At 60.8% G+C, this 24566-nt stretch carries 25 protein-coding genes; 3 read left to right on the top strand and 22 right to left on the bottom strand.

Going from position 1 to position 24566, the window contains the following annotated elements; genetic code table 11:
* Positions 1-5: 5 nt before the first annotated feature.
* Together ACZ5G6_RS15555 and ACZ5G6_RS15560 are read right to left on the bottom strand one after the other, a co-directional pair.
* Positions 6-803, bottom strand: a complete 798-nt coding sequence (locus ACZ5G6_RS15555) for an alpha/beta hydrolase (RefSeq protein WP_223933454.1) — start codon at positions 801-803, stop codon at positions 6-8.
* Positions 804-891: 88 nt separating this feature from the next.
* Complete coding sequence (locus ACZ5G6_RS15560) at positions 892-1236, bottom strand: Rv1322 family protein (protein WP_223933456.1); 345 nt, start codon at positions 1234-1236, stop codon at positions 892-894.
* Positions 1237-1285: 49 nt separating this feature from the next.
* On the opposite strand from ACZ5G6_RS15560, the gene nucS reads away from it, so the two are divergent.
* From nucS to ACZ5G6_RS15575, 3 genes are all read left to right on the top strand, one after another.
* Entirely contained in the window at positions 1286-1981 is a 696-nt protein-coding gene (gene nucS, locus ACZ5G6_RS15565) for an endonuclease NucS (protein ID WP_223933458.1), read from the top strand.
* A gap of 32 nt (positions 1982-2013) precedes the next feature.
* Positions 2014-3261 (top strand): N-acetylglucosamine-6-phosphate deacetylase, encoded by a 1248-nt coding sequence (locus tag ACZ5G6_RS15570; RefSeq protein WP_223933460.1) that lies wholly within the window; start codon positions 2014-2016, stop codon positions 3259-3261.
* 277 nt (positions 3262-3538) lie between these two features.
* The gene (locus ACZ5G6_RS15575) at positions 3539-3742 is read left to right on the top strand and encodes a cold-shock protein (protein ID WP_018776337.1); all 204 of its coding nucleotides are present in this window, start codon (positions 3539-3541) and stop codon (positions 3740-3742) included.
* A 177-nt stretch (positions 3743-3919) separates the two neighbouring features.
* Here the strand turns inward: ACZ5G6_RS15575 and ACZ5G6_RS15580 are convergent, their stop codons facing one another.
* The 20 genes from ACZ5G6_RS15580 to rho form a co-directional block, all read right to left on the bottom strand.
* Positions 3920-6418, bottom strand: coding sequence for a phosphatidylglycerol lysyltransferase domain-containing protein (locus tag ACZ5G6_RS15580; protein WP_498686419.1), 2499 nt, complete (start codon positions 6416-6418; stop codon positions 3920-3922).
* On the bottom strand, positions 6415-7713 hold the full coding sequence (locus ACZ5G6_RS15585; RefSeq protein WP_498686421.1) for an alpha/beta hydrolase: 1299 nt from the start codon (positions 7711-7713) through the stop codon (positions 6415-6417). Before ACZ5G6_RS15585 ends, ACZ5G6_RS15580 begins: the two co-directional genes overlap by 4 nt.
* A gap of 5 nt (positions 7714-7718) precedes the next feature.
* On the bottom strand, positions 7719-8150 hold the full coding sequence (locus ACZ5G6_RS15590; RefSeq protein ID WP_223933465.1) for a DUF2550 domain-containing protein: 432 nt from the start codon (positions 8148-8150) through the stop codon (positions 7719-7721).
* A gap of 10 nt (positions 8151-8160) precedes the next feature.
* Complete coding sequence (locus tag ACZ5G6_RS15595) at positions 8161-8445, bottom strand: F0F1 ATP synthase subunit epsilon (protein ID WP_216923952.1); 285 nt, start codon at positions 8443-8445, stop codon at positions 8161-8163.
* A gap of 1 nt (position 8446) precedes the next feature.
* Positions 8447-9898 carry a F0F1 ATP synthase subunit beta gene (gene atpD, locus ACZ5G6_RS15600; RefSeq protein WP_223933468.1) on the bottom strand — a complete coding sequence of 484 codons (1452 nt, stop codon included), beginning with the start codon at positions 9896-9898 and terminating at the stop codon, positions 8447-8449.
* Positions 9899-9982: 84 nt separating this feature from the next.
* Positions 9983-10873, bottom strand: a complete 891-nt coding sequence (locus ACZ5G6_RS15605) for a F0F1 ATP synthase subunit gamma (protein ID WP_223933470.1) — start codon at positions 10871-10873, stop codon at positions 9983-9985.
* Between the two features lie 76 nt (positions 10874-10949).
* Positions 10950-12587, bottom strand: coding sequence for a F0F1 ATP synthase subunit alpha (gene atpA, locus ACZ5G6_RS15610; RefSeq protein ID WP_223937609.1), 1638 nt, complete (start codon positions 12585-12587; stop codon positions 10950-10952).
* Between the two features lie 84 nt (positions 12588-12671).
* The gene (locus tag ACZ5G6_RS15615) at positions 12672-13499 is read right to left on the bottom strand and encodes a F0F1 ATP synthase subunit delta (RefSeq protein WP_223933472.1); all 828 of its coding nucleotides are present in this window, start codon (positions 13497-13499) and stop codon (positions 12672-12674) included.
* Complete coding sequence (locus ACZ5G6_RS15620; protein WP_216923955.1) at positions 13499-14056, bottom strand: F0F1 ATP synthase subunit B; 558 nt, start codon at positions 14054-14056, stop codon at positions 13499-13501. Before ACZ5G6_RS15620 ends, ACZ5G6_RS15615 begins: the two co-directional genes overlap by 1 nt.
* 56 nt (positions 14057-14112) lie before the next feature.
* Positions 14113-14316 (bottom strand): ATP synthase F0 subunit C, encoded by a 204-nt coding sequence (gene atpE, locus ACZ5G6_RS15625; protein WP_009356484.1) that lies wholly within the window; start codon positions 14314-14316, stop codon positions 14113-14115.
* Between the two features lie 77 nt (positions 14317-14393).
* The gene (gene atpB, locus ACZ5G6_RS15630; protein WP_216923956.1) at positions 14394-15194 is read right to left on the bottom strand and encodes a F0F1 ATP synthase subunit A; all 801 of its coding nucleotides are present in this window, start codon (positions 15192-15194) and stop codon (positions 14394-14396) included.
* Between the two features lie 81 nt (positions 15195-15275).
* A complete protein-coding gene (locus ACZ5G6_RS15635; protein WP_223933474.1) occupies positions 15276-15611 on the bottom strand; it encodes a hypothetical protein in 336 nt (111 codons plus the stop codon).
* Positions 15598-16089, bottom strand: coding sequence for a Cg1360 family ATP-synthase-associated protein (locus ACZ5G6_RS15640; RefSeq protein ID WP_223933476.1), 492 nt, complete (start codon positions 16087-16089; stop codon positions 15598-15600). The genes ACZ5G6_RS15635 and ACZ5G6_RS15640 overlap by 14 nt, the downstream gene beginning before the upstream one ends.
* Positions 16090-16202: 113 nt before the next feature.
* Complete coding sequence (locus ACZ5G6_RS15645) at positions 16203-17321, bottom strand: MraY family glycosyltransferase (protein WP_223933478.1); 1119 nt, start codon at positions 17319-17321, stop codon at positions 16203-16205.
* A gap of 282 nt (positions 17322-17603) precedes the next feature.
* Positions 17604-18560: a glycosyltransferase gene (locus ACZ5G6_RS15650; protein ID WP_498686430.1), complete on the bottom strand. Its 957-nt coding sequence runs from the start codon at positions 18558-18560 to the stop codon at positions 17604-17606.
* Positions 18561-19346 carry a WecB/TagA/CpsF family glycosyltransferase gene (locus ACZ5G6_RS15655; protein ID WP_223933481.1) on the bottom strand — a complete coding sequence of 262 codons (786 nt, stop codon included), beginning with the start codon at positions 19344-19346 and terminating at the stop codon, positions 18561-18563.
* Positions 19343-20131, bottom strand: coding sequence for an L-threonylcarbamoyladenylate synthase (locus tag ACZ5G6_RS15660; RefSeq protein WP_498686432.1), 789 nt, complete (start codon positions 20129-20131; stop codon positions 19343-19345). The genes ACZ5G6_RS15655 and ACZ5G6_RS15660 overlap by 4 nt, the downstream gene beginning before the upstream one ends.
* 12 nt (positions 20132-20143) lie before the next feature.
* Positions 20144-21016 (bottom strand): peptide chain release factor N(5)-glutamine methyltransferase, encoded by an 873-nt coding sequence (gene prmC, locus ACZ5G6_RS15665; RefSeq protein WP_498686434.1) that lies wholly within the window; start codon positions 21014-21016, stop codon positions 20144-20146.
* A 21-nt stretch (positions 21017-21037) separates the two neighbouring features.
* Entirely contained in the window at positions 21038-22111 is a 1074-nt protein-coding gene (prfA, locus tag ACZ5G6_RS15670) for a peptide chain release factor 1 (RefSeq protein ID WP_223933485.1), read from the bottom strand.
* Between the two features lie 215 nt (positions 22112-22326).
* Complete coding sequence (gene rho / locus ACZ5G6_RS15675; protein ID WP_498686436.1) at positions 22327-24495, bottom strand: transcription termination factor Rho; 2169 nt, start codon at positions 24493-24495, stop codon at positions 22327-22329.
* Between the last annotated feature and the right edge of the window lie 71 nt (positions 24496-24566).

Here is a 24566-nt window from a genome sequence, read left to right on the forward strand (position 1 = left end):
GACGTTCAAGCCGCGGTGGCTACCGGCCCCGCCCACTCCCGTGGCAGGCCGTCCACACCGGCACCTGCCGGAGTGACGTCGTCGACGATTTCGTCCAGGACCCGCGCCGCGTACTTCTCCCCCACCCACAGGTGCTTGGCACCGTCGACGCCGACGAGCCGGGCCTGCGGTACCAGGCTGAAGCGCTGGGCTGCTTCCGCTGGCTGAAGATAATCATCGTGTTCCGGAACCAGCACGGTCAGCGGCTTGCCGGATGCAGCCCACTCCTTAAGGTGGACATCCGTGGCCCTGTGCAGCGGCGGCGACAGCAGGACCGCCCCCTCAATCCGGGACGCCACCGGCTCCACCGCGCCATACATCAGCGCAAGTTCCGTCCCGAACGACCAACCAACCAACCACCGGTTCGGCAGGCCACGCTCAACGGCGAAACGGACGGCCGCCTCGACGTCGTAACGCTCGCCGATGCCCTCTTCAAACTGGCCCTGGCTGGTACCGCGCGGTGAGTGCGTGCCCCGGGTATTGAACCTCAAGACCGCCACGCCTGCCAGCGCCGGCAGCCTGTAGGACGCCTTGCGGTAGACATGCGAGTCCATGAAACCGCCATGGGTCGGCAGCGGGTGGAGGGTAATCAACGTCGCCGTGATGTCTCCCGACTCCGGCAGGGCGAGCTCCCCCAGCAGGACCTTTCCGTCTTCGGTGGTGAATTCCACATTCTCGCGGCGGGCGGGAAGGACGGTGCTGGCCCGGATCGCCGACGGAGCATCCTGCGCAGTGAAAACGAACGAGGCGGGGTCGAAAGTCATGCCTCCAAGCCTAAGCGAATCAGCGGGGCCGATCAGCGGGAGGTGATCAGCGGCACATGACCATTCGTACCGGGTTAGCAGTACCGGGTCAGCGGTACCGGTAGGTCCGTGAAGTCCAGCAGTTGGTGTGCCAGTGCCTTCGTTCGGCGAGTCCGGCGGCTTCGCCGAAGAGGTGGTTGTCTGACCACACCACCAGGTGTGCAATCCCCGGCAGGATGGCTGTCGAACATCCTGGGCAGATATACTGCTTCTCCGCTTTCCTGGCCGTCATTGTGCGGACCATCCAGTCACCGTCCGGCGCGCTTTCCCTGCGGGCAATACCCGCCCGGGCGCGTTCCAAGTCCAGCTCGGGGGCCTCGTCCGCCCATTTGCCGGCAGGTTTGTTGGAACGTGTGCTTGGGCCGTTGCGGCGAGGGCGGTTGGAGCGGGGCATAATTCCATTCTGCCCCAGTGACTGGCCGCCACCCGGTAAGGTAAGGCGGGTGCGACTCGTCATAGCCCGTTGTTCTGTTGATTATGTTGGCCGTCTCAAGGCCCACCTCCCACTCGCCACCCGGCTCCTGCTGGTCAAGGCCGATGGCTCGGTGTTGGTGCACTCCGACGGCGGCTCGTACAAGCCGCTGAACTGGATGAGCCCTCCCGCCACACTCCGCGTAACCTCCCCTGAAGAGGCTGAGGTGGAAGAGGGCGTGGTTGAGCAGTGGACCGTGCAGTCGGCCAAGACAGATGACCGGCTCATCATCAACATTTATGAGCAACTCCATGACACCTCGCATGAGCTGGGTATTGATCCCGGACTGATCAAGGACGGCGTGGAAGCTGACCTGCAGCGACTCCTGGCAGAGCAGATCGAGACCCTCGGAACCGGATATTCACTCATCCGCAGGGAATACTTCACCGCCATTGGCCCTGTGGACATCCTTGCCCGTGACGCCAACGGCGCCACAGTGGCGATTGAGCTGAAGCGGCGCGGCGACATCGACGGCGTCGAGCAGCTCACGCGGTATCTGGAATTGCTGAACCGGGATCCCCTGCTGGCACCGGTCCGTGGGATTTTTGCGGCGCAGCAGATCAAGCCGCAGGCCAAAGTCCTGGCCAACGACCGCGGAATTGACTGCATTACGCTGGATTATGACGCCATGCGCGGTGTGGATGACAGCGAGTCCCGGCTCTTCTAGCGAGTGTGCCGCAGGCCACTAGAATCAGAGTCATGACTGCCGCACACCATTTCGCCCCTTCTTCCGCGCCCAGCCACCAAATCCTCACGGGAACACTCGTAAGCGACGGCGTGGTGGTGGAAGACGGCCTCTTGGCCATCGAGGGTGACCGCATCGCGTATGCAGGTCCGGCGGACGGCTTTGACGCGGATGAGTTTGAAGGATTCGGGCACGCGATACGCATCGGCGCGCCCAGCGGCCACTTTATCTTCCCTGGTTTGGTGGACGTCCACTGCCACGGCGGAAATGGCGGCGACTTCCCAGGCGGGGAGGAGGCCTCGGCCCGTAAGGCTGTGGAGTTCCTGCATCGCTCCGGTACCACCACCCTCCTCGCCAGCATGGTCACGGCACCCCGGGAGGACCTCCTTCGGGGAATTGAGCTCTACGTGAAGCTCGCAGACGAGGGTCTCGTAGCAGGCATCCACCTTGAGGGACCTTTCCTCTCCCACGCACGATGCGGCGCGCAGAATCCCGACTACCTGCTGGAGCCGGACCTGGACCTCATGAACGAACTCGTCGGTGCTGCCGCCGGCAAGCTTGCCACCATGACGTATGCCCCGGAATTGCCCGGTGCCGCCGCCTTGGTGGACTTGATGACCTTCCACGGCGTGACGCCGTCATTGGGACATACGGATTGCGACGACGCCACTGCCGCGGCGTCGCTGGCTGCAGCCCGTGAGGGACTTGAATCTGCAGGGTTCGACGGCGTCAGCTCGCTGCCGACGGTAACGCATCTTTTCAATGGGATGCCGCCGATGCATCACCGTGCGCCGGGCCCGGTTGCTGCTTGCCTGCGGACCGCCCAGGCGGGGAAAGCCGTGGTGGAGCTCATCGCGGACGACACCCACCTGGACCCCAGCATTGTGGCTACCGTTTTTCAATTGGTGGGCGCAAGCAACATTCTCCTGGTCACGGATTCGATGGCCGCAGCCGGACTTTCAGACGGAAACTATATGCTCGGGCCGTCGCCGGTGACCGTCAGCAATGGCGTTGCAACCCTCGATGCTACTGGCTCCATCGCGGGCGGCACAGCCACGCTCCTGGAAGTGGTCCGCAAGACCGTGGCGGCGGGCGTCGCCCTTCCGGACGCCATCTGTTCGGCCACTGCGGTGCCCGCAGCCATCCTTGGCCTCTCTGACGAAATCGGTGGATTGCGTCGAGGCCTGCGCGCGGATGTTATTACTACCGATCAGGAACTCGGCCTTACTGCAGTCATGCGCAACGGACAGTGGCTGGCTTAGTGGACTCAGCCCACGTGAATTGTGGGCGTCCGCGTTACCTTCTTTTTACCGAAAATTTTCCCGAATTGCCTAAAAGACCGTTGACCTCCGGCACGGCACATGAAAGTGTTGTAGCAGTCTTTGTGTAGGTGGTTTTCATGCTCGCAAGACGAGTTGCGAGCGTGAAGCTCCTGCGAAACCGGAAGGGCCAGGCCTGGACGGAATCCGGATCTTCTCGCGGAGTAACAAGGCCGGTACGAGGTGTATCGGACTGATGTTCCATAATGAGGAGAAATACATGGCACTGGGAACCGTCAAGTGGTTCAACGCTGAAAAGGGCTTCGGCTTCATCACCCCGGATGACTCGGATGGGGACGTCTTCGTTCACTACTCCGAGATCCAGACCGGCGGCTTCAAGACCCTCGATGAGAACCAGCGCGTTCAGTTCGAGATCGGTCAGGGCGCCAAGGGCCCCCAGGCAACCGGCGTTACGGTCGTCTAGTTTTATCTGTTGATTTATGCTTGTTGCAGTTTCAACAAAACGTTTGGTCCCGGCTTCCAGCCGGGACCAAACGTGTTTAACAGTCGGATAGGCCGTTGAAATGTCTGATATTTCGACAACTGCTGTTACAAACAGTGAAGAAATGCTAAACCCTTTTGCAGAATAGGCGGTGACAATTCAACCGACCAGAGTTCGCAGTAGCCTGGCAGATTGTCGCACTGACAATCCGGGAAGGTATGCGCGGCTCAGTGCCCTGCCTATTGCCGGGAGGTGTAACGGATCCTGGTAATACATGTACAGCGTGCGGTAGTCCGGTTGGAACCTGGACTTAAAGGAAGCCAGCGACCGGAAACCATAAACGGGTTCCAGGGCTTGGCCAATCAAGTCCAGCATCCCTGCGAGCCCCTCGGCGCGCTGATCAATCTCACCCTTCTCCCGGGCCAAGGGCGAACCGGAAAGCGAGATGACCTCCACGGAGTCCCGGAGATGGAGGATGGCCGAGGCAATCAGGAATTCCATCACGCCCGGAAACGCATCACCACGGCGACGCATGAAGTCCAAAGTCCAGCTCACAACGCTGCCATTCCGATAGACAGGAAGCCAGCTTGTCACTCCGTAGACAAACCCCTCTGCATCTGTGGCCACGCAACACAACACATCGGGGTCTTCAAGCTCATCCAGACCCCCCAACGTGAATCCCATCTCCGGCACGCGTTTTTGTGCAGCCCATTCCTCGGACACCTCGCCCACTTGCGCACGCAGGGCATGGGGCAACCCGGCATACCGGCCCCATGTGGCGGTGATCCCCATCTTTGCTGCCCGGTTGAGGGATGTCCTGACGTTCTGCCACTCCTTGCCGCGGAACTCCAGGTCCCTGATCCTCAATCGGGTTTCCTGCGCGACAGCAACCCTACGAAAACCCCGGGCCTGAAGCATGGGCCACAACTCATCCGTGCACGAGTAAAGGCAAGGTATCAACGCATGTTGGGAGCAGTACTCAAGGAAGCCCCGTGCGGTTTCCGCGTGGTGCTCCGCTGGGCCCACGGGACCCGCCAATGTCAGGGCGACGTGGCCGTGTTGCTGGTAGGCCATTCCCCCTGTGCCGCCCGGAGTGAACCAGTATTTGTTCGGTTCCCAGAGCGCCATCCAGGACAACGAATCACCGCCGGCTTTCACCAACTCACGTGCGCGATCGCGCCCCAAGTGGTCCAACCCAGCGGAATGATGGCCTCGGATGAGAAGGAGCCAGACCCCAATCAACGCCACAAGCCAGAAGAAGGTACCGGAGTAGGAAAACAGGAAGACTTCAAAAGCGTCGCGCTCAGCAAACACTTTGCGGTACACGCTGGGCAACGGAACCGGCAAGTACTGCCTTGCGAGTTCTGCACCCAAACCCAACAAGCCGCCGTCGCGCGTCATGCCGCCGGAGGCCAGCCACACCGCAGTGTAGGCAAGGGCCAACGTCCCACCGGTGAGTCCAACCAGCCAGAAGACACGCCGCCGCAAACGGGCGGAGGACTCCACACGGAAGTGTCCGCGGTAGGCGAATAAAACGCAAGCAAGAGTCAGCGGAACCAGAACCAAGGGGATGAGATGGGCAACCGCCGGATTCATCAGGGCCACTTGACGCCCAGAAGGCAATGGCATGCTCGCGAAAAGTCCCAAGTAAACGGTCGAAAGTCCCACCACTACCAACTGGACACCAATGGCTATCCCGAGGGCCAACCGCCGGCCACGGCGCATGCCGTCGGCACATATCAGGAGCAGCACCACAGGCACAACAGCCAGGGCAAGGCCGAAAGGGCCCGTGTAGCCTTGGCGGCTTAGCTCAAGGCAAGCCACGTCAATGGTTCCGCCGCAATTGCTTTCCAATTGACTCAGCGTGGGGAGCGGGTTAAGAATGACTTCCCTCAGTAAGGCCAGCGGACCAGAAGGGCTCTTGGCGGCAGCCGTAAGGATGGGGCCGGCAGCAAAAATCGCCATGGTAAGCGCCAGCAGGTTCCGGACCTCGCGGCCTGTGGAGCGGTGTAGGTGCAGGTGCCCTTGGCTGCTCTGGGTCCACCACGCGGCCCCCAGGCCAATCAGCGCTCCCACAAGGCCCATCACCGTCTCAGCGTGTCCGATATACAGCACCAACAGCAGGGACAGCGAGAGGACTACGGTGCGCAGGCGTCGTTGCCAGAGCGTTGGGAGCAGGGCACTGGCTGCAAGTGCTGTGGCGATCAAGGCACCATACGGTCCTATCAGCGGGGTATCCACCATCCTGGAGATCCAACCGTCATCGATGTACCGAGCTACCTGGGTGACCGTGAGGAAGGCCGCAACGCAGGCAAACTGGCTTCCCAGGAAAACTCCAGCCGTCCGCAAGAAACCGAAACGCCGCTCCGCAAGCCCCAAGAGGAACAGGATCATGAGAGCCGCAGTGACGAATGCCAGCAGGTTGGTGGTGAAGAACAGGGATGTCCATATCGACCACCACTCCCCCGACCGCAAACCGGCCAGGGTCACGCCCGCCACAGGCAGCATCGATTCTTCGGGGCCCGCCAGGATGCTCCCGGAAAGAATGGATACTGCCACAAACAGGGCAAGCACAAGTGAGGTAAACGGTGTGGCGCGGAGATGTTTGTAGGCCTGTCTCAGGACCGGCTGCACGACGCCTTTCAAGGCGAGGCTCATTGGGGAAGACCCCAACGGGAAGACAAGAAGTCCAAAGCATCAGGCATCCCACGGACCACTGCGTCCCAGGAGTGGCCAGCATGTTGGACGGACTGGGTTTGCGTGGTGAAACCTGCTTCCTTGGCAGCGTCGGCAAGAACGTGCATGTAGTCGGTGAACTCAGGGTCCGTTGCCCCTGCTGCCAAGTAGAGGCCGCTGCCTGCAAAGCTTCGTTGCTGCATCAAAAACAACGGGGTTCTGGACTCGAACGCAGCTACGTCGCCGTCGAACGAGTCCGCAATGGTCTTGTTACGATCCTTCGCCAGCGACGGTTCCCGCTCAGCGGAAAAACCCACCACCGACGGGAACAGCTCGGGATGGCTTGTGCCCATCTGCACCGCACACGTACCGCCGAACGAGAAACCACCCACTGCCCATAGCCGATGATCGTTCGATACGTCCAGAGTGGAAGCGATCCAGGCAGGTACGTCCTGGGATAAGTAAGTGTCTGCCTGCGCAATTCGGCTATCCATGCACATAGTATTGGCGTTGCCCGATCCATTAGGGTCGACAACGACTGTGACCGGGGCAATACCGCCATGGTCTTCAGCGAATCTGTCCAGTTGGGCGCGTAGCTGGCCACCAGTCAACCAGTCGGCCGGGCCACCAGGTTGGCCCGAAAAGAGCACCAGCACCGGCAAACTTGGTCGTGCGGCGGTCTGGTAGGCCGGAGGGAGGTAGATGTACGCTTCACGTGCGGTGAAGCCGGACGTGGTTCCCGGGATTTCCGCCTTCCTAAGGATGCCGCCGCGCGGCATTGATTCGGGAGCTTTCCACAGCGACGGCGCTGGGCCGGGCTTGGCGTCCGGGGCACGTTGAAGGCTGGCCTCCAGCGGTTGAATCCTGGCAACTGCCGTACCAAGAAGGTCCGCGACAGTGTTGTTGAGCCCAAAGTAGACGTTCACTTGGACGACGCTCAGCAGGACCACACCAAGCATCGCTGCCAGGCTACCAGCCCGGCTTTTCCAAGTGGTGCGGGGAAAGCGCGCCGCACACAGCAGGGCGGCTGAGACCGCCGGAACGGACCAGGCCAACGTCTCAAATGGAAGGTTTTCCGAGAAAACGGCCATCAGATCAACCAGAATCCAATGGAGCAGCGCCACCACGCCTATGGCACCAGCCAAGCAGGCTGCCACGACCAGGGGCCAGGAACGCCGGGGCCGCCACAGAAGGTAAGCCGCTCCCGCCACACCCCCGGCGATGCTCAACCAAAGGAATGGTCCATCAACAAGGCTGACGTCCAGGAGGAAATCCATGACGCCTAGCGCCAGGTTCCAACGCCGATAACAGGTCCGGCTTCCAACCAGGACGACAGGCCTGCGTAGGCATCGAAGTTCATGGCAAGCATGAACTTCCTTCCTTCGTATTGAAGTTCAACCACGACCACGCCAGGTTGCACCCTGACGAGTTCTTCCTCAGTAGGTTGACGCCGGCCAAGCAGCTCCAGCGAACTGCGTTTATATCGATGCTTCGGGATCACGCTGAGGGACATCAAGCGGAACCACTCAAGTTCATTGTCCTGATAACGACAAACCCCCATCTGCCAGCTGTTTCCAGCCGTGCAAATGGAGGCGTCGACCGTGCCCAGGGCACGCCGCAGATTGAAGCGGCGCACCCCGAAAAGGCACAGTGTGAAGATCAGCAACGCAAACGCCGTTGCCAGGGCGATGAACGGAATAAGGGAATCGTCCATCAAGGTCGTGCTATCGGATCCCCGCTGTAGCCGCTTCGCCCAGTTGGGCGTTGTCAGCAACAATGACCACGCGATCGTTGTCGACGGAGAAGAATCCGCCGTCGACAACTACCGCAATACGGTCACCGGAAACCGGCTGGATTGCCAGCTCACCCTCGGCCAGGATGGCCAGGAGGGGTGAGTGGCCCGGCAGGATTCCGATTTCACCATCGCTGGTGCGGGCCTTCACCATCTTGGCCGCGCCGGACCACACAAAGTGGTCCGCTGCGACAATCTCAACCTCGAGCTCAGCCATACTACTTGGTCTGTTCCTGGATCTTGGCCCAGTTGCGCTCGACGTCATCCAGGCCACCGACGTTGAAGAACGCCTGTTCTGCGATGTGGTCCAGCTCGCCGTCGCAGATAGCGGTGAAGCCTTCAACGGTGTCCTTGATGGACACGGTGGAGCCTTCGACACCGGTGAACTGCTTGGCCGTGTAGGTGTTCTGGGACAGGAACTGCTGGATACGGCGTGCACGCGACACGACGATCTTGTCTTCTTCAGACAGTTCGTCAACGCCAAGGATGGCGATGATGTCCTGGAGTTCCTTGTTCTTCTGCAGGATCTGCTTAACACGGACAGCCGTGTTGTAGTGGTCCTTGCCGATGTACTGGGGGTCCAGAATACGGGAGGTCGACGTCAGCGGGTCAACGGCCGGGTACAGACCACGGGAGGCGATTTCACGGGAAAGTTCCGTGGTCGCGTCGAGGTGTGCGAAGGTCGTTGCCGGAGCCGGGTCGGTGTAGTCATCAGCAGGCACGTAAATGGCCTGCATCGACGTGATGGAGTGGCCCTTGGTGGAGGTGATGCGCTCCTGCAGGAGACCCATCTCGTCAGCAAGGTTCGGCTGGTAACCCACTGCGGACGGCATGCGGCCGAGCAGCGTGGAAACTTCCGAGCCAGCCTGCGTGAAGCGGAAGATGTTGTCGATGAAGAGCAACACGTCCTGGTTCTGAACATCGCGGAAGTATTCCGCCATTGTGAGAGCCGACAGTGCGACCCTCAGACGCGTTCCCGGCGGCTCGTCCATCTGGCCGAACACAAGGGCGGTGTCCTTGAGAACCCCAGCCTCTTCCATTTCGACCCAGAGGTCGTTACCTTCACGGGTACGTTCGCCAACACCGGCGAACACAGACGTGCCACCGAAGTTGCGGGCAACACGCGTGATCATTTCCTGAATCAGAACCGTCTTGCCAACACCGGCGCCACCGAACAGGCCGATCTTTCCACCCTTGATGTACGGGGTGAGGAGGTCGATAACCTTGATGCCGGTCTCGAGCATCTCCGTGGAGCCCTCGAGGGAAGCGAAGGCCGGAGCCTTGCGGTGGATCGGCCAGTAGGCGTCAGCCTTGATCTCGGATTCTTCGACGTCCAGCGGCTTGCCGAGGACGTTGAAGATGTGGCCCTTGACGCCGTCGCCGACGGGCACGGAGATCGGAGCGCCGGAGTCCCGCACGGTGGTACCGCGGACGAGTCCGTCGGTAGCCTGCAGGGAGATGGCGCGGACGAGGTTGTCACCCAGGTGCTGGGAGGTCTCGAACGTGATGGTCTTGGTCTGGCCATTGAGTGTGATCTCAGTGGTCAGAGCGTTGTAAATCGAGGGGATTGCGTCAGCCGGGAATTCGACGTCGACAACCGGACCAATAACACGGGCAATGCGGCCGGTGGCACCGGCCGTTGCTACGTGTTCGGTAGCAGTGGCAGTCATCTCTCTCACTTCACTCAGTAGATGGCGTGGGGTTAAGTTTATCTGTTTGGTGCAGGTGCGGCTTCGAGCCGAATCCGTTACCGGCTAGGACGCGAGGGCGTCGGCGCCGGCCACGATCTCGGAAAGCTCCTGCGTAATCTCGGCCTGGCGGGCCGTGTTGCGAAGGCGCGTGTACTTCTTGATCAGTTCCGTGGCGTTGTCACCGGCCGACTTCATGGCGCGCTGGCGGGCAGCGAGCTCGGAAGCTGCAGCCTGCAGCATGGCTGCAAAGATGCGGGACTCGATGTAACGCGGGAGCAGGGCATCAAGGACCTGCTCCGTTTCCGGTTCAAACTCGTACAACGGCAGCAGATCGGACTCCGAAGCAGCTTCTTCTTCGACGACCTCCAGCGGGAGCAAACGGATAACCGTCGGCTCCTGCGTCACCATGGACTTGAAGCGGGTGTAAACGACGTGGATTTCGTCCACGCCACCTTCTTCGTAGTCAGTGGCGAAGTCTTCGAGGAGTGCAGCTCCGACTTCCTGTGCGGTTTCGAATTCCGGTGCATCCGTGCCGCCAGTCCAATTGCGGGCGTATTCACGGTTGCGGAAATCGAAGTACGCCTGCGCCTTGCGGCCCATCAGGTACGCCTTGACTTCCTTGCCTTCTGCGTGAAGAAGCTCGGTGAGACCTTCAGCCTGCTTCATTACACTCGCGGAGTAGGATCCTGCAAGGCCACGGTCCGAAGTAATAATCAGGACTGCGGCACGGCGGATCTGCTCCGGCTCAGTGGTCAGCGGGTGGTCGATTTCGCTCTGAGTTGCGACAGCAGAAACGGCGCGGGTAATCGCGTTCGCGTAAGGCAGTGAAGCTGCTACGCGGGCGCGGGCCTTACCGATGCGCGAGGTAGCGATCAGTTCCATCGCCTTGAAGATCTTGCGCATCGACGTCGTCGAGCTGATCTTCTGACGGTAGACCCGAATCTGGGCTCCCATACTTATCCTTTCCTAAGTTCTCGATGTACTGCCCTGCCGGGGCCCTTGCGGACCCCGGCAGAACAGGTCATCGAAACTAGCGCTTCTGCTTGACGATCTTTTCCTGGTCGACGTCGCCGCCGGAAATCGCTTCGTGCTCTTCGTGGCCGGCGCCAACCAGTCGGTTGTCGCCTTCACCGAAGAAGCCCTTCTTGAAGGACAAGATTGCTTCCTTCAGTGCTGCGGCGGTGTCGTCATCCAGGACGTTGGTCTGAGCCAGCGTGGTCAGGATGGAAGACTTGTGCTTCAGGTGCTCCAGGAACTCGGACTCGAAGCGGCTGATGTCCTCAACCGGGACGTCGTCCAGGTAGCCGTTGGTACCAGCCCAGATGGAAACAACCTGGTCCTCAACCGGGAACGGTGAGTACTGGCCCTGCTTGAGCAGTTCCATCAGGCGTGCGCCACGGGTCAGCTGCTGGCGGGAAGCCGCATCCAGGTCCGAGGCGAACATGGCGAATGCCTGCATGTCTCGGTACTGGGCAAGGTCCAGCTTCAAGGTACCGGAGACCTTCTTCATCGACTTGACCTGGGCAGCGCCACCAACGCGGGAGACGGACACACCAACGTCAACAGCAGGGCGCTGGTTGGCGTTGAAGAGGTCCGACTGGAGGAAGATCTGGCCATCGGTGATGGAGATCACGTTGGTGGGGATGTAGGCGGAAACGTCGTTTGCCTTGGTTTCGACGATCGGAAGGCCGGTCATCGAGCCTGCGCCGAGCTCGTCGGAGAGCTTTGCGCAACGCTCCAGCAAGCGGGAGTGCAAGTAGAAGACGTCACCGGGGTAAGCTTCACGTCCCGGCGGACGACGCAGCAGCAGCGACACGGCGCGGTAGGCTTCAGCCTGCTTGGACAGGTCATCGAAGATCACCAGAACGTGCTTGCCGCCATACATCCAGTGCTGGCCGATGGCCGATCCTGCATACGGTGCCAGGTACTTGAAGCCAGCGGGGTCCGAGGCCGGGGAGGCCACGATGGTGGTGTATTCCAGCGCGCCGTGGTCCTCAAGGGTCTGGCGTACTGCGGCAATGGTGGAAGCCTTCTGGCCAACACCAACGTAAACGCAACGTACCTGCTTGGTAACATCGCCGGAAGCCCAGTTGGCCTTCTGGTTGATGATGGTGTCCACAGCGATTGCGGTCTTGCCCGTCTGGCGGTCACCAATGATCAGCTGACGCTGGCCACGGCCGATCGGAATCATGGCGTCAATAGCCTTGAGGCCGGTCTGCATCGGTTCGTGAACCGACTTGCGCTCGGTGACGCCCGGAGCCTGGAGTTCCAGTGCACGGGTGGTCTCGGCCTTGATCTCGCCGAGGTCGTCGATCGGCTGGCCCAGCGGGTCGACAACGCGACCGAGGAAGGCATCGCCAACCGGAACGGACAGGATCTCACCGGTGCGGTGAACTTCCTGGCCTTCTTCGATACCGGTGAAGTCACCGAGGATAATGACACCGATCTCGCGGACGTCAAGGTTCTGGGCGAGGCCCAGCGTGCCATCTTCGAAGCGAAGCAGCTCGTTCGCCATGACCGAGGGAAGACCCTCAACACGGGCGATGCCGTCACTTGCGGTGGTCACACGACCAACCTCTACGCGCTCTGCGTTTCCGGGTTCGTAGGACGCCGCGAACTCGTTCAACGCATTACGGACGTCGTCGGCGTTGATGGTCAATTCGGCCATCTGCAGTCCCTGCTCTCCTGTTTTCGTGATCATCGTTGCTCACGATGACCGGGTTTTATATCAGTTAAGTTGTGCTTTGTCTGGCTAGCCAGCGAGCTGACGGCGGAGGTCGGTCAGGCGGCCGATAACTGAAGCGTCAAGCACTTCATCGCCTACCTGGACGCGGATTCCACCAATCAGGCGCGGGTCAACATTGACGTTGACCTTGAGCTCGCGGCCGTACAGGGCATCCAGCCCGGCCTGCAGACGGCTGGCCTGCGTTTCCGTCAACGGACGGGTAACGCTGACAGTTGCAATCCAGCGCTGCTGACGCTTTGCTGCAAGCTTGGCGAAGGACTCGACGAGCTTGCTCGGCTTGACACCGCGCGGCTGTGTTACGGCCTGGCCAATGAGAACCTTTGCTTCCTCGCTGATGCCAGGAACAAGTTTCTCGGCCAGTACCACCTTGGCCGCGGCGGATGCCTGCGGCTCAGACAGAGCACGTTGTACTTCGTGGCTGGAAGCGACGGTCTGGTTGAAAGCAAACAGATCGTTTTCCAGCTCTTCCAGCCCCGTAATACCAGAGGCAGAAACGGCCGACTTGTTTTCAGCTACGGCAATGACAACCGTGGCGGCAAGAGTCTCGAGTGCATCGCCGATATCGCGTGCAGATGCCCAGCGTAAGCTAGCCAATCCGCCTGCGATTTCAGCAGCATCAGCGGAGACTTTTCCGCTAAACAGCTGCTTGACCAGCGCCGACTTCTCGTCTCCGCTACGGGACGGGTCAGTCAGGGCGCGGCGCAAGCCAGCCGAGCTGTCCACCGTTCCCAGGATTCCGAAGAGGTCCTTTGCCAACTGCAGCGAGGCAAAAGGAAGCTTGGCTTCCAACTGCGCCAGCGCCGTGGTCAGCGATTCGCTCGATATACCTGCCATTACTTAGCTGCACCTGCGTTCTGGGTCTCCAGATCTGCCAGGAAGCGGTCCACAACGCGTGCGGCGCGCTCATCATCAGTGAGTGCTTCACCAACAATGCGGCCAGCCAACGTGGTAGCCAAAGTACCCACCTCTGAGCGAAGCGAGACAACAGCTGCCTGGCGCTCGGACTCAATGGCGGCGTGTGCCTGCTCGGTGATGCGGGCAGACTCGGCAGCTGCCTTGGCCTTCAGGTCAGCGAGGATCTGGGCGCCTTCAGCGCGTGCTTCTTCGCGGATCCGGTTGGCTTCGGCGCGGGCATCGGTGAGCTGCTGCTTGTACTCTTCGAGAGCTGCAGAAGCTTCGGCCTGAGCCTTTTCTGCCTTTGCGATGCCACCTTCAATCGCTTCGGCGCGCTCTGCGAACGTCTTCTCGAACATCGGGACAATGAACTTGACCACGATGTACAGGAGGACAGCAAAGCCGACGAGGACGACGCCCATTTCCCAAACATTGGGAACGAGAGGGTTAGTGGCCTCTTCGCCTTCAGTGGCGGCTGAGATGATCAGCTGATTCATATTTCACCCGTCCTATCTACTCGGTTGCGGAATTCGCTTTGTTCGGAAGCCGAAGACTAGAGAACGAAAGCGAAGACGAGGCCGAGGATGGCAAGAGCTTCGGTCAGTGCCAGACCAAGGAATGCGATCGGCTGCAGCACGCGCTGAGCTTCCGGCTGACGAGCAACACCGTTGATGTAAGCCGCGAATACGAGACCCACACCGATACCACCGCCGATTGCGGACAGACCGTAACCTACGAGGTTGAGATTGCCTTCCATTTTTTTCCTTTCAAGATGCCACCCATGTGGCAGGTTGTTTGGTTTACTTCAATCCCCTCAAGGGGAAGTTTTTGAGCCTAGTGGCTGTCGGCGTGCAGTGCGCCTTCGATGTAGATCGCGGTCAGCAGCGTGAACACGTAAGCCTGCAGGGCCATGATCAGGGCCTCCAGCATGTACATGGCGATAGCGCCGACGAGGACGAGAACGGAAGTGCCCTTCAAGAGGACGTTCTCCTGCATGATCAGGAACTCAATACCGGAACCGGCGAGCATGACGATCAAGTGGCCTGCCAGCATGGTCGCGAACAGACGAAGGCTGTGCGTAACGGGACGGACCAGGAAGTTGGAGATGATTTCGATCGGAACAACGATCGGCAGGATGTACCACGGCACGCCGGACGGAACGGTTGCGAGCTTGAAATACTTCAGGCCGTTCTTCTTGATGCCGATAATGATCCAGGTGAAGTACACGATGCCGGCCAGCACATAGGCGCCGCCTACGTGCGAGAAGCTCGGGAGCTGGATCACGGGGATGGCGCCGTAGATGTTGTTCACCAGAATGAAGAAGAACAAGCTGAACAACAGCGGGACATACTTGATGAAGTCCTTGCCGCCGATGATGTCCTTGGCGATGCTGTTGCGGACGAAGCCATAGGCCATTTCGCCTGCGAACTGCAGCTTGCCGGGAACCAGCTGCTGCTTACGTGCAGCGAGGATGAAGAATGTAGCGATAATGACGACCGAAAGGATCACCAGCAGCATCTGCTTGGAGAAGCCATCGTGCGCACCCCAAGGCAGGATTGCCGGCAGGTGCATTTCGTCGATTCCGGGTGGGGTGAATGACCCCGAATCCTGGGCGGGGAGCGCAAGCGCGATCAACGCGTTTCCTCTCTGCTGTGTCCATCATTGGGCATTGGTTGGAAGCCGGACGCGCTCGACGCATCCATATTCCGTGTGAAATTATTTGGCATTACTGTCCCCGTCCGTGGACGGACCGCTGTCTGCGTTGCTCTCGCCAGAAGAAGAGCTTTGCCTGGTGAGGCCGTGCATATGGGAAAGATAGAACCCTCCTGCGGCTCCCAGCAGAGCGCCAAGGAGCACAATCCAGCGGGTCCCCCACAGATTATCCAGACCCCAGCCTATCAAACTCCAGACAATGATCCCGCCAACGATGTAGCTGAAGACGGCGATGCCGGCGTTGTATCCGCCATCGTTTCCGGCCTCGGAAGATTCGTTGGCCACACCTTGCGATTGAGCGGGGCTGGCCTGCCGGGAATTGCGCTTACGCAGATACATCAGGGCCGCCTTTCCCATCCGCAGGATCGTTGTAGATCTGCAGGCGGGCTTTGCTGAAACCATAGATCTCTGCAGCCTGCCAAAGGACCACCGCCACAACTGCCCCGATGATGAACCATCGGCCGTGCAGCCAGTCGGGAGTGCCGATCACAAATAGGACCACGGCAAATCCAACGACCTTTACGAAGTACGTCGCAACGAACAGGCCGACAGCGCCGGAAGGGTTATTGCGGCCAACAAAATGACCGATCAAGAGGCTGATCGCAAAGAAAAGCATGACCAGCGCGGCCCCGAAAGCCGCTGAAAGCGCGCCTTGGCCGCCATTCATGAATGCTGCCACGATACTTGTCACGGCCAGGCCGGCTAGAGCAGCAGCGGAACTCAAGAGCAGCAAGCGGAGCCACAGATTGGACGTCTCCCCGGAAACTCCAACAACACGTTTACCGGACGGGCGTCCGGAATCGGCGTTGGATGTCATGGGGATACCAATCCTCGTGGCACAGGTGCCATATTCTCAAAGTGGGGTTACGGGCGAGTGACTGTCCGCAGAAAGAATTCTACATGAGATAGAACTGTGACCATAACCGGACGTCATGAGCGTTCCCCCGGCCTCGCCGCATTCCGGGTGAAGTATGGCCATGCCGTTACGGCGGCCATGACAAGGGCCGCAACAACCACCACAATCAAAACAATCTGCCAAGGGAAAACCGCAAAGGCCACGCCGCCGAAGGCCAGGATGCAGGTCCAAACATAAAGCATGACGACGGCCGTGCGGTGCGAGTACCCGAGGTCCACCAGCTTGTGGTGGAGGTGCCCACGGTCTGCGGACCAGGGAGACTGCCCACGCGCAGTCCTGCGAACCACGGCCATTCCGAAATCCAGGAGTGGAAGGGATAGTACGGCGAACGGCAAGACGATCGGGATGATCGTAGGAATACCGTTGGCGCGGTCATAGAGCCCGGATCCAATTTGGCCCGTGGCCACTACACCGGCTGAAGCCATCAGGAGACCGATGAGCATGGCGCCGGAGTCGCCCATGAAGATCTTGGCCGGAAACCAGTTATGCGGAAGGAATCCGATGCAGCCACCCACCAGGATGGCCATTAGGAGTGTCGCCAGATCTGAATTGTCAGTTGAAGGGTTGTTCCGGTGGACCCAGTACGCCGTGAGGAAGAATGCCCCGCCGCCTATCGTGGCTACCCCGGCAGCCAGTCCATCCAGGCCATCAATGAAATTGACGGCATTCATGGTGGTAACAATCAGCCCGGCTGTCAGGACAATCTGGATGAGTTCGGAATCAATCAGTATCGGTTCCGGGATGAAAGGAACCACGGACATCCTCACACCCCAAATCGCGACGATGAAAGCGGCTGCTGCCTGCCCGAGGAGTTTGATCCACCAGCGGATGTCGAGGATGTCGTCTGCCACCCCCACCGCCACGATCACTACGGCTCCGGCGAGAATGCCCCAGGGAGCATCGTTGTGCCTGAAGATGTCCTTGACGAAGAAGGAGTTGCTTGACACCACAAGGGCAACAAAAAAGCCCGCAAAGATGCCAAGCCCGCCCAGTTTCGAGATGAGCGCGGAGTGCATGTCCCTGCTGCGGATGGGACGGTAAAGCCGCAATTTGTTCCCCAGCACGCGGGCTCCCCACGTTCCCGCATAAGACACCACTGCAGCCGTGAGTGCCATCAGCAGATACATGATCATGACGCGGCTCCGGAAGGCTGCCCGCTGCCCGTATCAGGAACGCAGACCAACGTACGCAGCCGGTGCGCCGCTGGAAAGCCATGCAGTTCTGGGCAGGTCAAGGTGTGGATTTCTGTCTGTCGATAAATGGAACTACTCCGTCGCCATGCCTGCACCGGCTGTGCCGAATGATGCTGGGATTTCTGTGGACTCTAGTCACGATACTAATGCCAACGGCCGTGACTACCGGCGTGACGCAGCCGCAAAGCCACAGCAGATGTGCTGTGCCAAAGCGGCAGGCTTCTATTTGGCTGGCTCCTGGACGTTGCGCAGGGCGTAGATGCCTTCAAGCACTTCGGCATTGGACCTGGGTGCCTTCAAACTGTGCCGCAAGCCCTTGAACAAGCCTTCAAGCAGTACTTTGCGGTTCGACGAAGAAGCAATGGTCTTTGCCCAGTTGCGCAGGGACGCTCCGGTAAAGAGGACCTTTTCCCATGGGGCCAAAGCGTTGGATCGCGTGTAGACCCAGAGCTTGTTACGGACTTCGTAGTAAAAACGGGGACCAGGGTCCGCGCCTGCATCTCCGAACACTTTGGTGTGGTGGTTGGCTACCGATGCGTTGGTGGCCAAGGCAGTTCCGTGGCGCGAAACCCTCGCCGTAAATTCGAGGTCGTCGTTCCAGATGAAGTAGTCGGCAATGGGGAGTCCGTGACGCCGGATCTCGTCCGCACGAATCAGGACGGAAACGAACGAAGCGCTGCGAATCTGTACCGCGCCCAAGCGGGTAGCCATGCTGCGCGCCGCCTCGCTGGCCCCAATGCGTGGACGCATGCGATTCATAGGGTGGTCACGCCCGTCTGTCCACACCACCCGGCTGGCGATGAAGGCGGGAGCTTCGCCCGTTTCCTGCTCGTAGGCCTCGGACACCTCCAGGGCCTCGCGAAGTGCGCCCGGCTGCGGCTCGGTGTCGTCGTCCATGATCCAGACGTGGTCGGCCCGGTGGTCCAGGACCGCACGCTCCATGCCCACGACAAAACCTCCCGCACCGCCCACATTGGCATTGAGCGTAACGACGTCCGTGGGGACGGGGCCACTGTAGGTTCTGAGGAATTCTGCCGTTCCGTCCGTGGAGGCATTGTCCACGACAACGACGGCGTCCGGCACCTCGGTGCCGGCGGTGATGCCCGCCAAAGTGGTCTCAAGGAGTTCACGCCGGTTAAAGGTCACCACGACGGCGACCACAACAGGTTTGGACGACATTTACTGGCCTTTGGTCTGGGATGGTTGGAAGTGGCGCCGGATCAGCAGGCCCGCAAGCTTCCACGGTTCAACAAAAACTCTGTAGGCAACGCGGCCGGGGTGGAGAACCAGGCGCCACGCCCATTCGAGGCCCAGGCGGCCGAGCCAACGTGGCGCGAGCTTCTGGACGCCGGCAACCTGTTCGATGGCGCCGCCAACGGCACAATACACAGCGGGCGGAAACTCCGTGAGTCGTCGACGCAGGACGGTCTCCTGGAGCGGCATGCCAAGGCCCAGCAGCACCAGTTGCGGACGGAAGCTCTTTAGCCACTCAACGACAGCGATTTCCAGGGCGTCGTCCCATCCTTCGCCGGGCATGCCGTCTACTGTTGCCTCAGGAATAATCGACCGTAGCCGGGCCACCGCTTGCGTATTGGCTGCGCGTCCGGCACCGATCACGGCCACGCGTTCCAGGCCATGCACTCCCCCAAGGGCAGGAATCCAGTCCATCGAACCCAGCCGGTATGCCATAGGGCCCTGTCCCAGCGGCTTCAGTTGCCGTTTATGGGCCAAGCCCCAAAGCATGGCTACCGGGGCGCCGTCGAGGAGGACGATCGAGCTTTGATCGTAAAGTAAACGGAAATCTGCACACGAATGGAAGAGCGTAATGCTGTGAAGATTGTGACCCAGCACAGTACCGGTGGTTCCGGCAGAGATGAGTCCGCCCAGGGCATCGATCAGTTCATTGACGCGCAGCGGAGTCGCGTCGACGTCAAGGACGGGGACGCGCTGGCGGTCTGGAATCATTCGGGCTTGACTTCACGTGGGGCGTCGGGCTCGGATGCTGAGACAGCAGGGGCCGGATCCTCGACGGCGGGGGCTTCCGTTACTTCGATCGGTGCCTCTTGCGTTGTGGCCGCCTCGGAGACGGGCTCGTCAACGCCCACAACGGAAGGAACAACCTCACGGAGGCGTTCCAGGGATATGGCTCCCTGACGCACTACCCGGAACGGCGAGGACGTCGCATCCACGATCGTGGACGGCACTGCAGCAGTACCTTGCACAGGCCGGAAGCCGCCCTCAAGGTACACCTCTACGGAATCTGCCAGCTGCAGCCGTGCTTCGGAAGCGGTCTGGGCTGCTTCCTGACCCGTGCGGTTGGCTGATGAGACAGCCAGTGGCCCGGTGAGGCCCAGGAGCTCAAGGGCGAGTTCGTCGTCGGGCATCCTCAGGGCAACCGTGCCCTTTGTATCACCCAGATCCCAGTCCAAGGACGGCTGGGCATGCAGGATGAGCGTCAGGCCACCTGGCCAGAACGCCTGTGCCAAAGCCCTGGCGTCGGCAGTCACATCGCTCGCCAGTCCATCCAGGGCATTGATGCGTGGAATCAGGACCGGCGGGGGCATTTGCCGGCTGCGTCCCTTGGAAGCCAACAACATTGTCACGGCCAAGGGGGAAAAGGCGTCTGCTGCGATGCCATATACGGTGTCCGTGGGCAGCACGATGCACTTCTTTTCGCTGATGGCACGCTGCGCGTGTTGAAGTCCTTCAGCCCGCTGGTCATCGGAAGTGCAATTGTAGGTTGTGGTCACAGCGCTATTCTTTCACTCATCAGGAGCCTTGTTTGCCAGCACCGCGCTCGTGGCACGTTCCTTGCCGTTAAGGTCAAAGTGCGTGGTGATGTCCTGCCAACGTCCCGCGCGACGCAACATGCCGGTGATCCAGTCGGCCTGGACTTCCGCGTGTTCCATGACGAAGTAGCCGCCAGGCTTCAGGAGGCGGCGTGCAGAGGCTGCTGCCGCCGTCGGGAGTTCCATGCCGTCAGCTCCCCCACCGTACAGTGCCTCAGGAGGATCGTGCAGCGCCACTTCGGGTTCGTTTGGTATGGCTTCGGCTGGGATGTACGGCGGATTCGAAACGACGACGTCGAAGCTGCCGTTGAGTTCGGGCAGCGCATTCCTGAGATCGCCTTGGATCAACGTGACTCCCAGCGGTTCCAGGTTCCTGCTGGCCCAGGCATGGGCAAATATGCTGAATTCCACTGCATGGACTTCGGCTCCTGGAACCTCGTGGGCTATTGAACCGGCAATGGCTCCGGAACCGGTGCCGAGATCCACGATCTTAGGGTGGGACATGCCGGCGACGTGGTCGATGACAAGCTGGACAACGGATTCCGTTTCGGGCCGGGGAATAAACACACCCGGCCCCACCTGCAGCTCAAGGTGGCGGAAATACGCGACGCCGGTGATGTGCTGAAGCGGTACGCGTCCGGCACGCTCAGCCACCAGTTCGGCGTAGCCTTCAGGGGCGGGGGAATCACCCAGGAGCATTGCCCGCAACCGGCCCAGCCCCACTCCCAACAGGTGCTCCGCAAGAAGTTCGGCATCGACGCGCGGGGTGGGGACACCGGCGTCGGACAAAACGGCAGTAGCCTCGCGAACCGCGTCCGCGAGGCTCTGTCCTGGGTAAAACGTCATATCTATACCCGTGGTGCTCGGCTATTCGCCGAGGGCGTCCAAGCGGGACTGCTCATCCGCTTCAATCGCCGACTGGATAACGGGTTCCAGATCACCATTCATCACGGCGTCGAGGTTGTACGCCTTGTAGCCCGTGCGGTGGTCCGCAATGCGGTTTTCCGGGAAGTTGTAGGTGCGGATGCGCTCCGAGCGGTCCATTGTACGGATCTGCGACTTGCGCTGTTCGGAGTTGGCGGCGTCGATCTGTTCCTGCTGGTGGGCCAGGAGCCGGGCGCGGAGCACGCGCATACCCGCTTCGCGGTTTTGTAGCTGCGACTTCTCGTTCTGCATGGCCACCACGATGCCCGTAGGCAAGTGGGTGATGCGGACTGCTGAGTCGGTGGTGTTCACGGACTGGCCACCGGGACCGGAGGACCGGTAGACGTCGATCTTGAGGTCGTTCTGGTTGATTTCAAGTTCTTCGGGTTCGTCCACTTCGGGAAGCACCAGGACACCCGCCGCGGAAGTGTGGATGCGGCCCTGCGATTCCGTCACCGGAACGCGCTGCACGCGGTGGACGCCACCTTCAAACTTCAACCGCGCAAAGACGCCCTCTGCGGGGTCGTTGGAGTTGCCCTTGATGGCCACGGCGACGTCTTTGTATCCACCAAGATCGGATTCGGTGGCGGAGATCATTTCAGTCTTCCAGCCCCGCGACTCGGCGTAACGCATGTACATCCGCAGAAGGTCGCCAGCGAACAAGGCAGCTTCGTCGCCACCTTCGCCGCCCTTGACTTCAAGAATCACGTTGCGGGCATCGTCCGGATCACGAGGGATCAACAAACGGCGCAGCCGCTCCTGTGCCGCAGGAATCTGCTCCTCCAACTGCACAACTTCTGCAGCGAATTCGGGATCTTCGTCTGCCATCTCTTTGGCAGCTTCCAAATCATCATTGAGCCCGCGCCATTTGTTGTACGCCTCCACAATGCCCTGGAGCTGGGCAGAACGCCGCCCCAACTTCCGGGCCGCAGACTGATCGGCATAAACAGCAGGATCGCTCAACTGCGCCTGGATAGCAGCATGCTCATCAAGCAATCCCTGTACGGACTCAAACATTTTCAAACCTCTTTCGACTCGTATCCAAGTCTAATTTGCGCCAACGATTCCGTAGGCCGCACGAATTCCCGCGCCGGGGAGGTGACGGCTGGACGCAAAGGTGACGAGTCCGCCGTCGTGTAATTTTGCCGGCCCGGGAGTGGCATCGGGCCTGTCGTAGCAACGCGAAGGGGCGGGGCCGGCAAAAATACTTGACGGCCCCACCCCACGTAACGCTATTTGTCGTTGTCCGACTTCGCTCCGAGCGTCGTCTTCTGTACCTGCATGAGGAACTCGACGTTGCTCTGCGTCTCCCGGATCTTGTTGGTCAGCAGCTCAAGGCTCTGCTGCTGCTCCAGGCCGGAAAGCACGCGGCGCAGCTTCCACATGATCTTGACTTCTTCAGGCGAGAGCAGGTTCTCTTCGCGGCGCGTACCGGATGCGTTGACGTCCACGGCCGGGAAGATGCGCTTGTCTGCCAGCTGGCGGGACAGGCGGAGCTCCATGTTGCCAGTGCCCTTGAACTCTTCGAAGATGACTTCGTCCATCTTGGAGCCGGTCTCGACGAGAGCGGTTGCCAGGATGGTGAGCGAGCCACCGTTCTCGATGTTTCGGGCTGCACCGAAGAAGCGCTTGGGCGGGTACAGGGCTGCGGAGTCCACACCACCGGACAGGATGCGGCCGGAGGCCGGTGCTGCCAGGTTGTACGCACGGCCAAGGCGGGTCATGGAGTCCAGCAGGACCACCACGTCCATGCCCATTTCCACGAGGCGCTTGGCACGTTCAATGGAGAGCTCAGCAACCGTGGTGTGGTCATCTGCGGGACGATCGAAGGTGGAGGCAATGACCTCGCCCTTGACGGTGCGCTGCATGTCCGTTACTTCTTCGGGACGTTCGTCAACCAACACCATCATGAGGTGGACCTCAGGGTTGTTGGTTGTGATCGCGTTGGCGATGGACTGCAGGATGAGCGTCTTGCCTGCCTTCGGCGGGGAGACGATCAAGCCACGCTGGCCCTTGCCGATCGGAGCCACGAGGTCGATGACACGCGGACCAATCTTCTTGGGGTCCGTTTCCAGGCGCAGGCGCTCAGACGGGTACAGCGGCACCAGTTTGGCGAACTCGACGCGGTCCTTCAGTTCTTCCGGCGTCTTACCGTTGACTGAAGTGACGCGAACGAGGGCATTGAACTTCTGGCGTGAGGACTGCTGGTTGCGGTCTTCACCTTCGCGTGGTGCACGGATGGCACCAACTACGGCGTCACCCTTGCGAAGGTTGTACTTCTTGACCTGCGCCAGGGAAACGTAAACGTCGTTTGCTCCCGGGAGGTAGCCGGACGTACGGATGAACGCGTAGTTCTCCAGGACATCCAGGATGCCTGCTACGGGCAGCAGGACGTCGTCTTCGGTGACTTCGATGTCGTCAACATCCGGTCCCTGTGCACGGCCACGGCGGCGTTCGTTGCGATCGCGGAAGCGGTCGCTGCGGGTGTTGCCGTCCCGGCTGTCCTGACCGCGGCGGTCGCTACGGTCGTTCTGATCATTGCGATCACGACGGTTGCGGCGGTTGCGGCGGTTGCCAGTCTCTTCGGTATCGACGCTGTCCTCGCGCCGTCCGCGGGAGTCACGACGTTCACGCTGCGACTGATCGCCGGAGTCAGCCTGTTCGCGCTGTTCGGTCCGCTCAGCACGCTGTTCGGTCCGCTCAGCACGCTGCTCGCGCTGTTCGGTCCGCTCAGCACGCTGTTCGCGCTGTTCGGTCCGCTCAGCACGCTGTTCGGTCCGCTCAGCACGCTGCTCACGCTGTTCCGTCCGCTCGGCACGCTGCTCAGCGGCCGGGGCTTCTTCGGTTTCGACCGGAGCTGCAGCCGCCTCGCCGCGACGGCGATTGCGGGTGCGGGGCTGGCGGCGCTCGGTGCCGGCTTCGCTGGCCTCCGGTGCTGCTTCAGCCTCCGAAACCGGCGCTGTCTGCGTTTCAGCCGGCGCAGCAGAGTCTGCCGCTGCCACAACGCCATCGCTGGTGGCGCGGCGGCTTCGGCCACGTCCACGTCCGCGAGGAGCTTCCTGCGTCGGCGCTTCGGCGCTTATTTCAGCGGCAGGAGCGCTGCTTTCTGCAACCTTGACCTCGGCAGCCGGCGCTTCCTTGGGCGCGGTGGCAGCCCTCGACGACGCCTTGGCCGGGGCCTTGGCGGTAGAGGTCCCGGCACGATGGGCGGAAATGGCGGTTACCAGGTCCCCTTTGCGCATACGGGACCCGCCCGAGATCCCCAGCTGGCTGGCAAGAGCCTGAAGCTGGGCGAGCTTAAGGCCTGCAAGGCCACTGCTCTTGGTGGTTGCTGCTGTTGACGACTCAGCAGCAGAAGTTGTTGTGTCCACAGCTGAAGCCAGCTCAGTGGTTTCTGTCACGAAGGATCCTTCCCCCTCGACGGCGTCCAGAGCGAGAGCTGGACGCGATGATTTGTTCTGGGCTGCAGTTC

The sequence above is a fragment of the Arthrobacter sp. TmtSoilC51 genome (genome assembly GCF_055388015.1).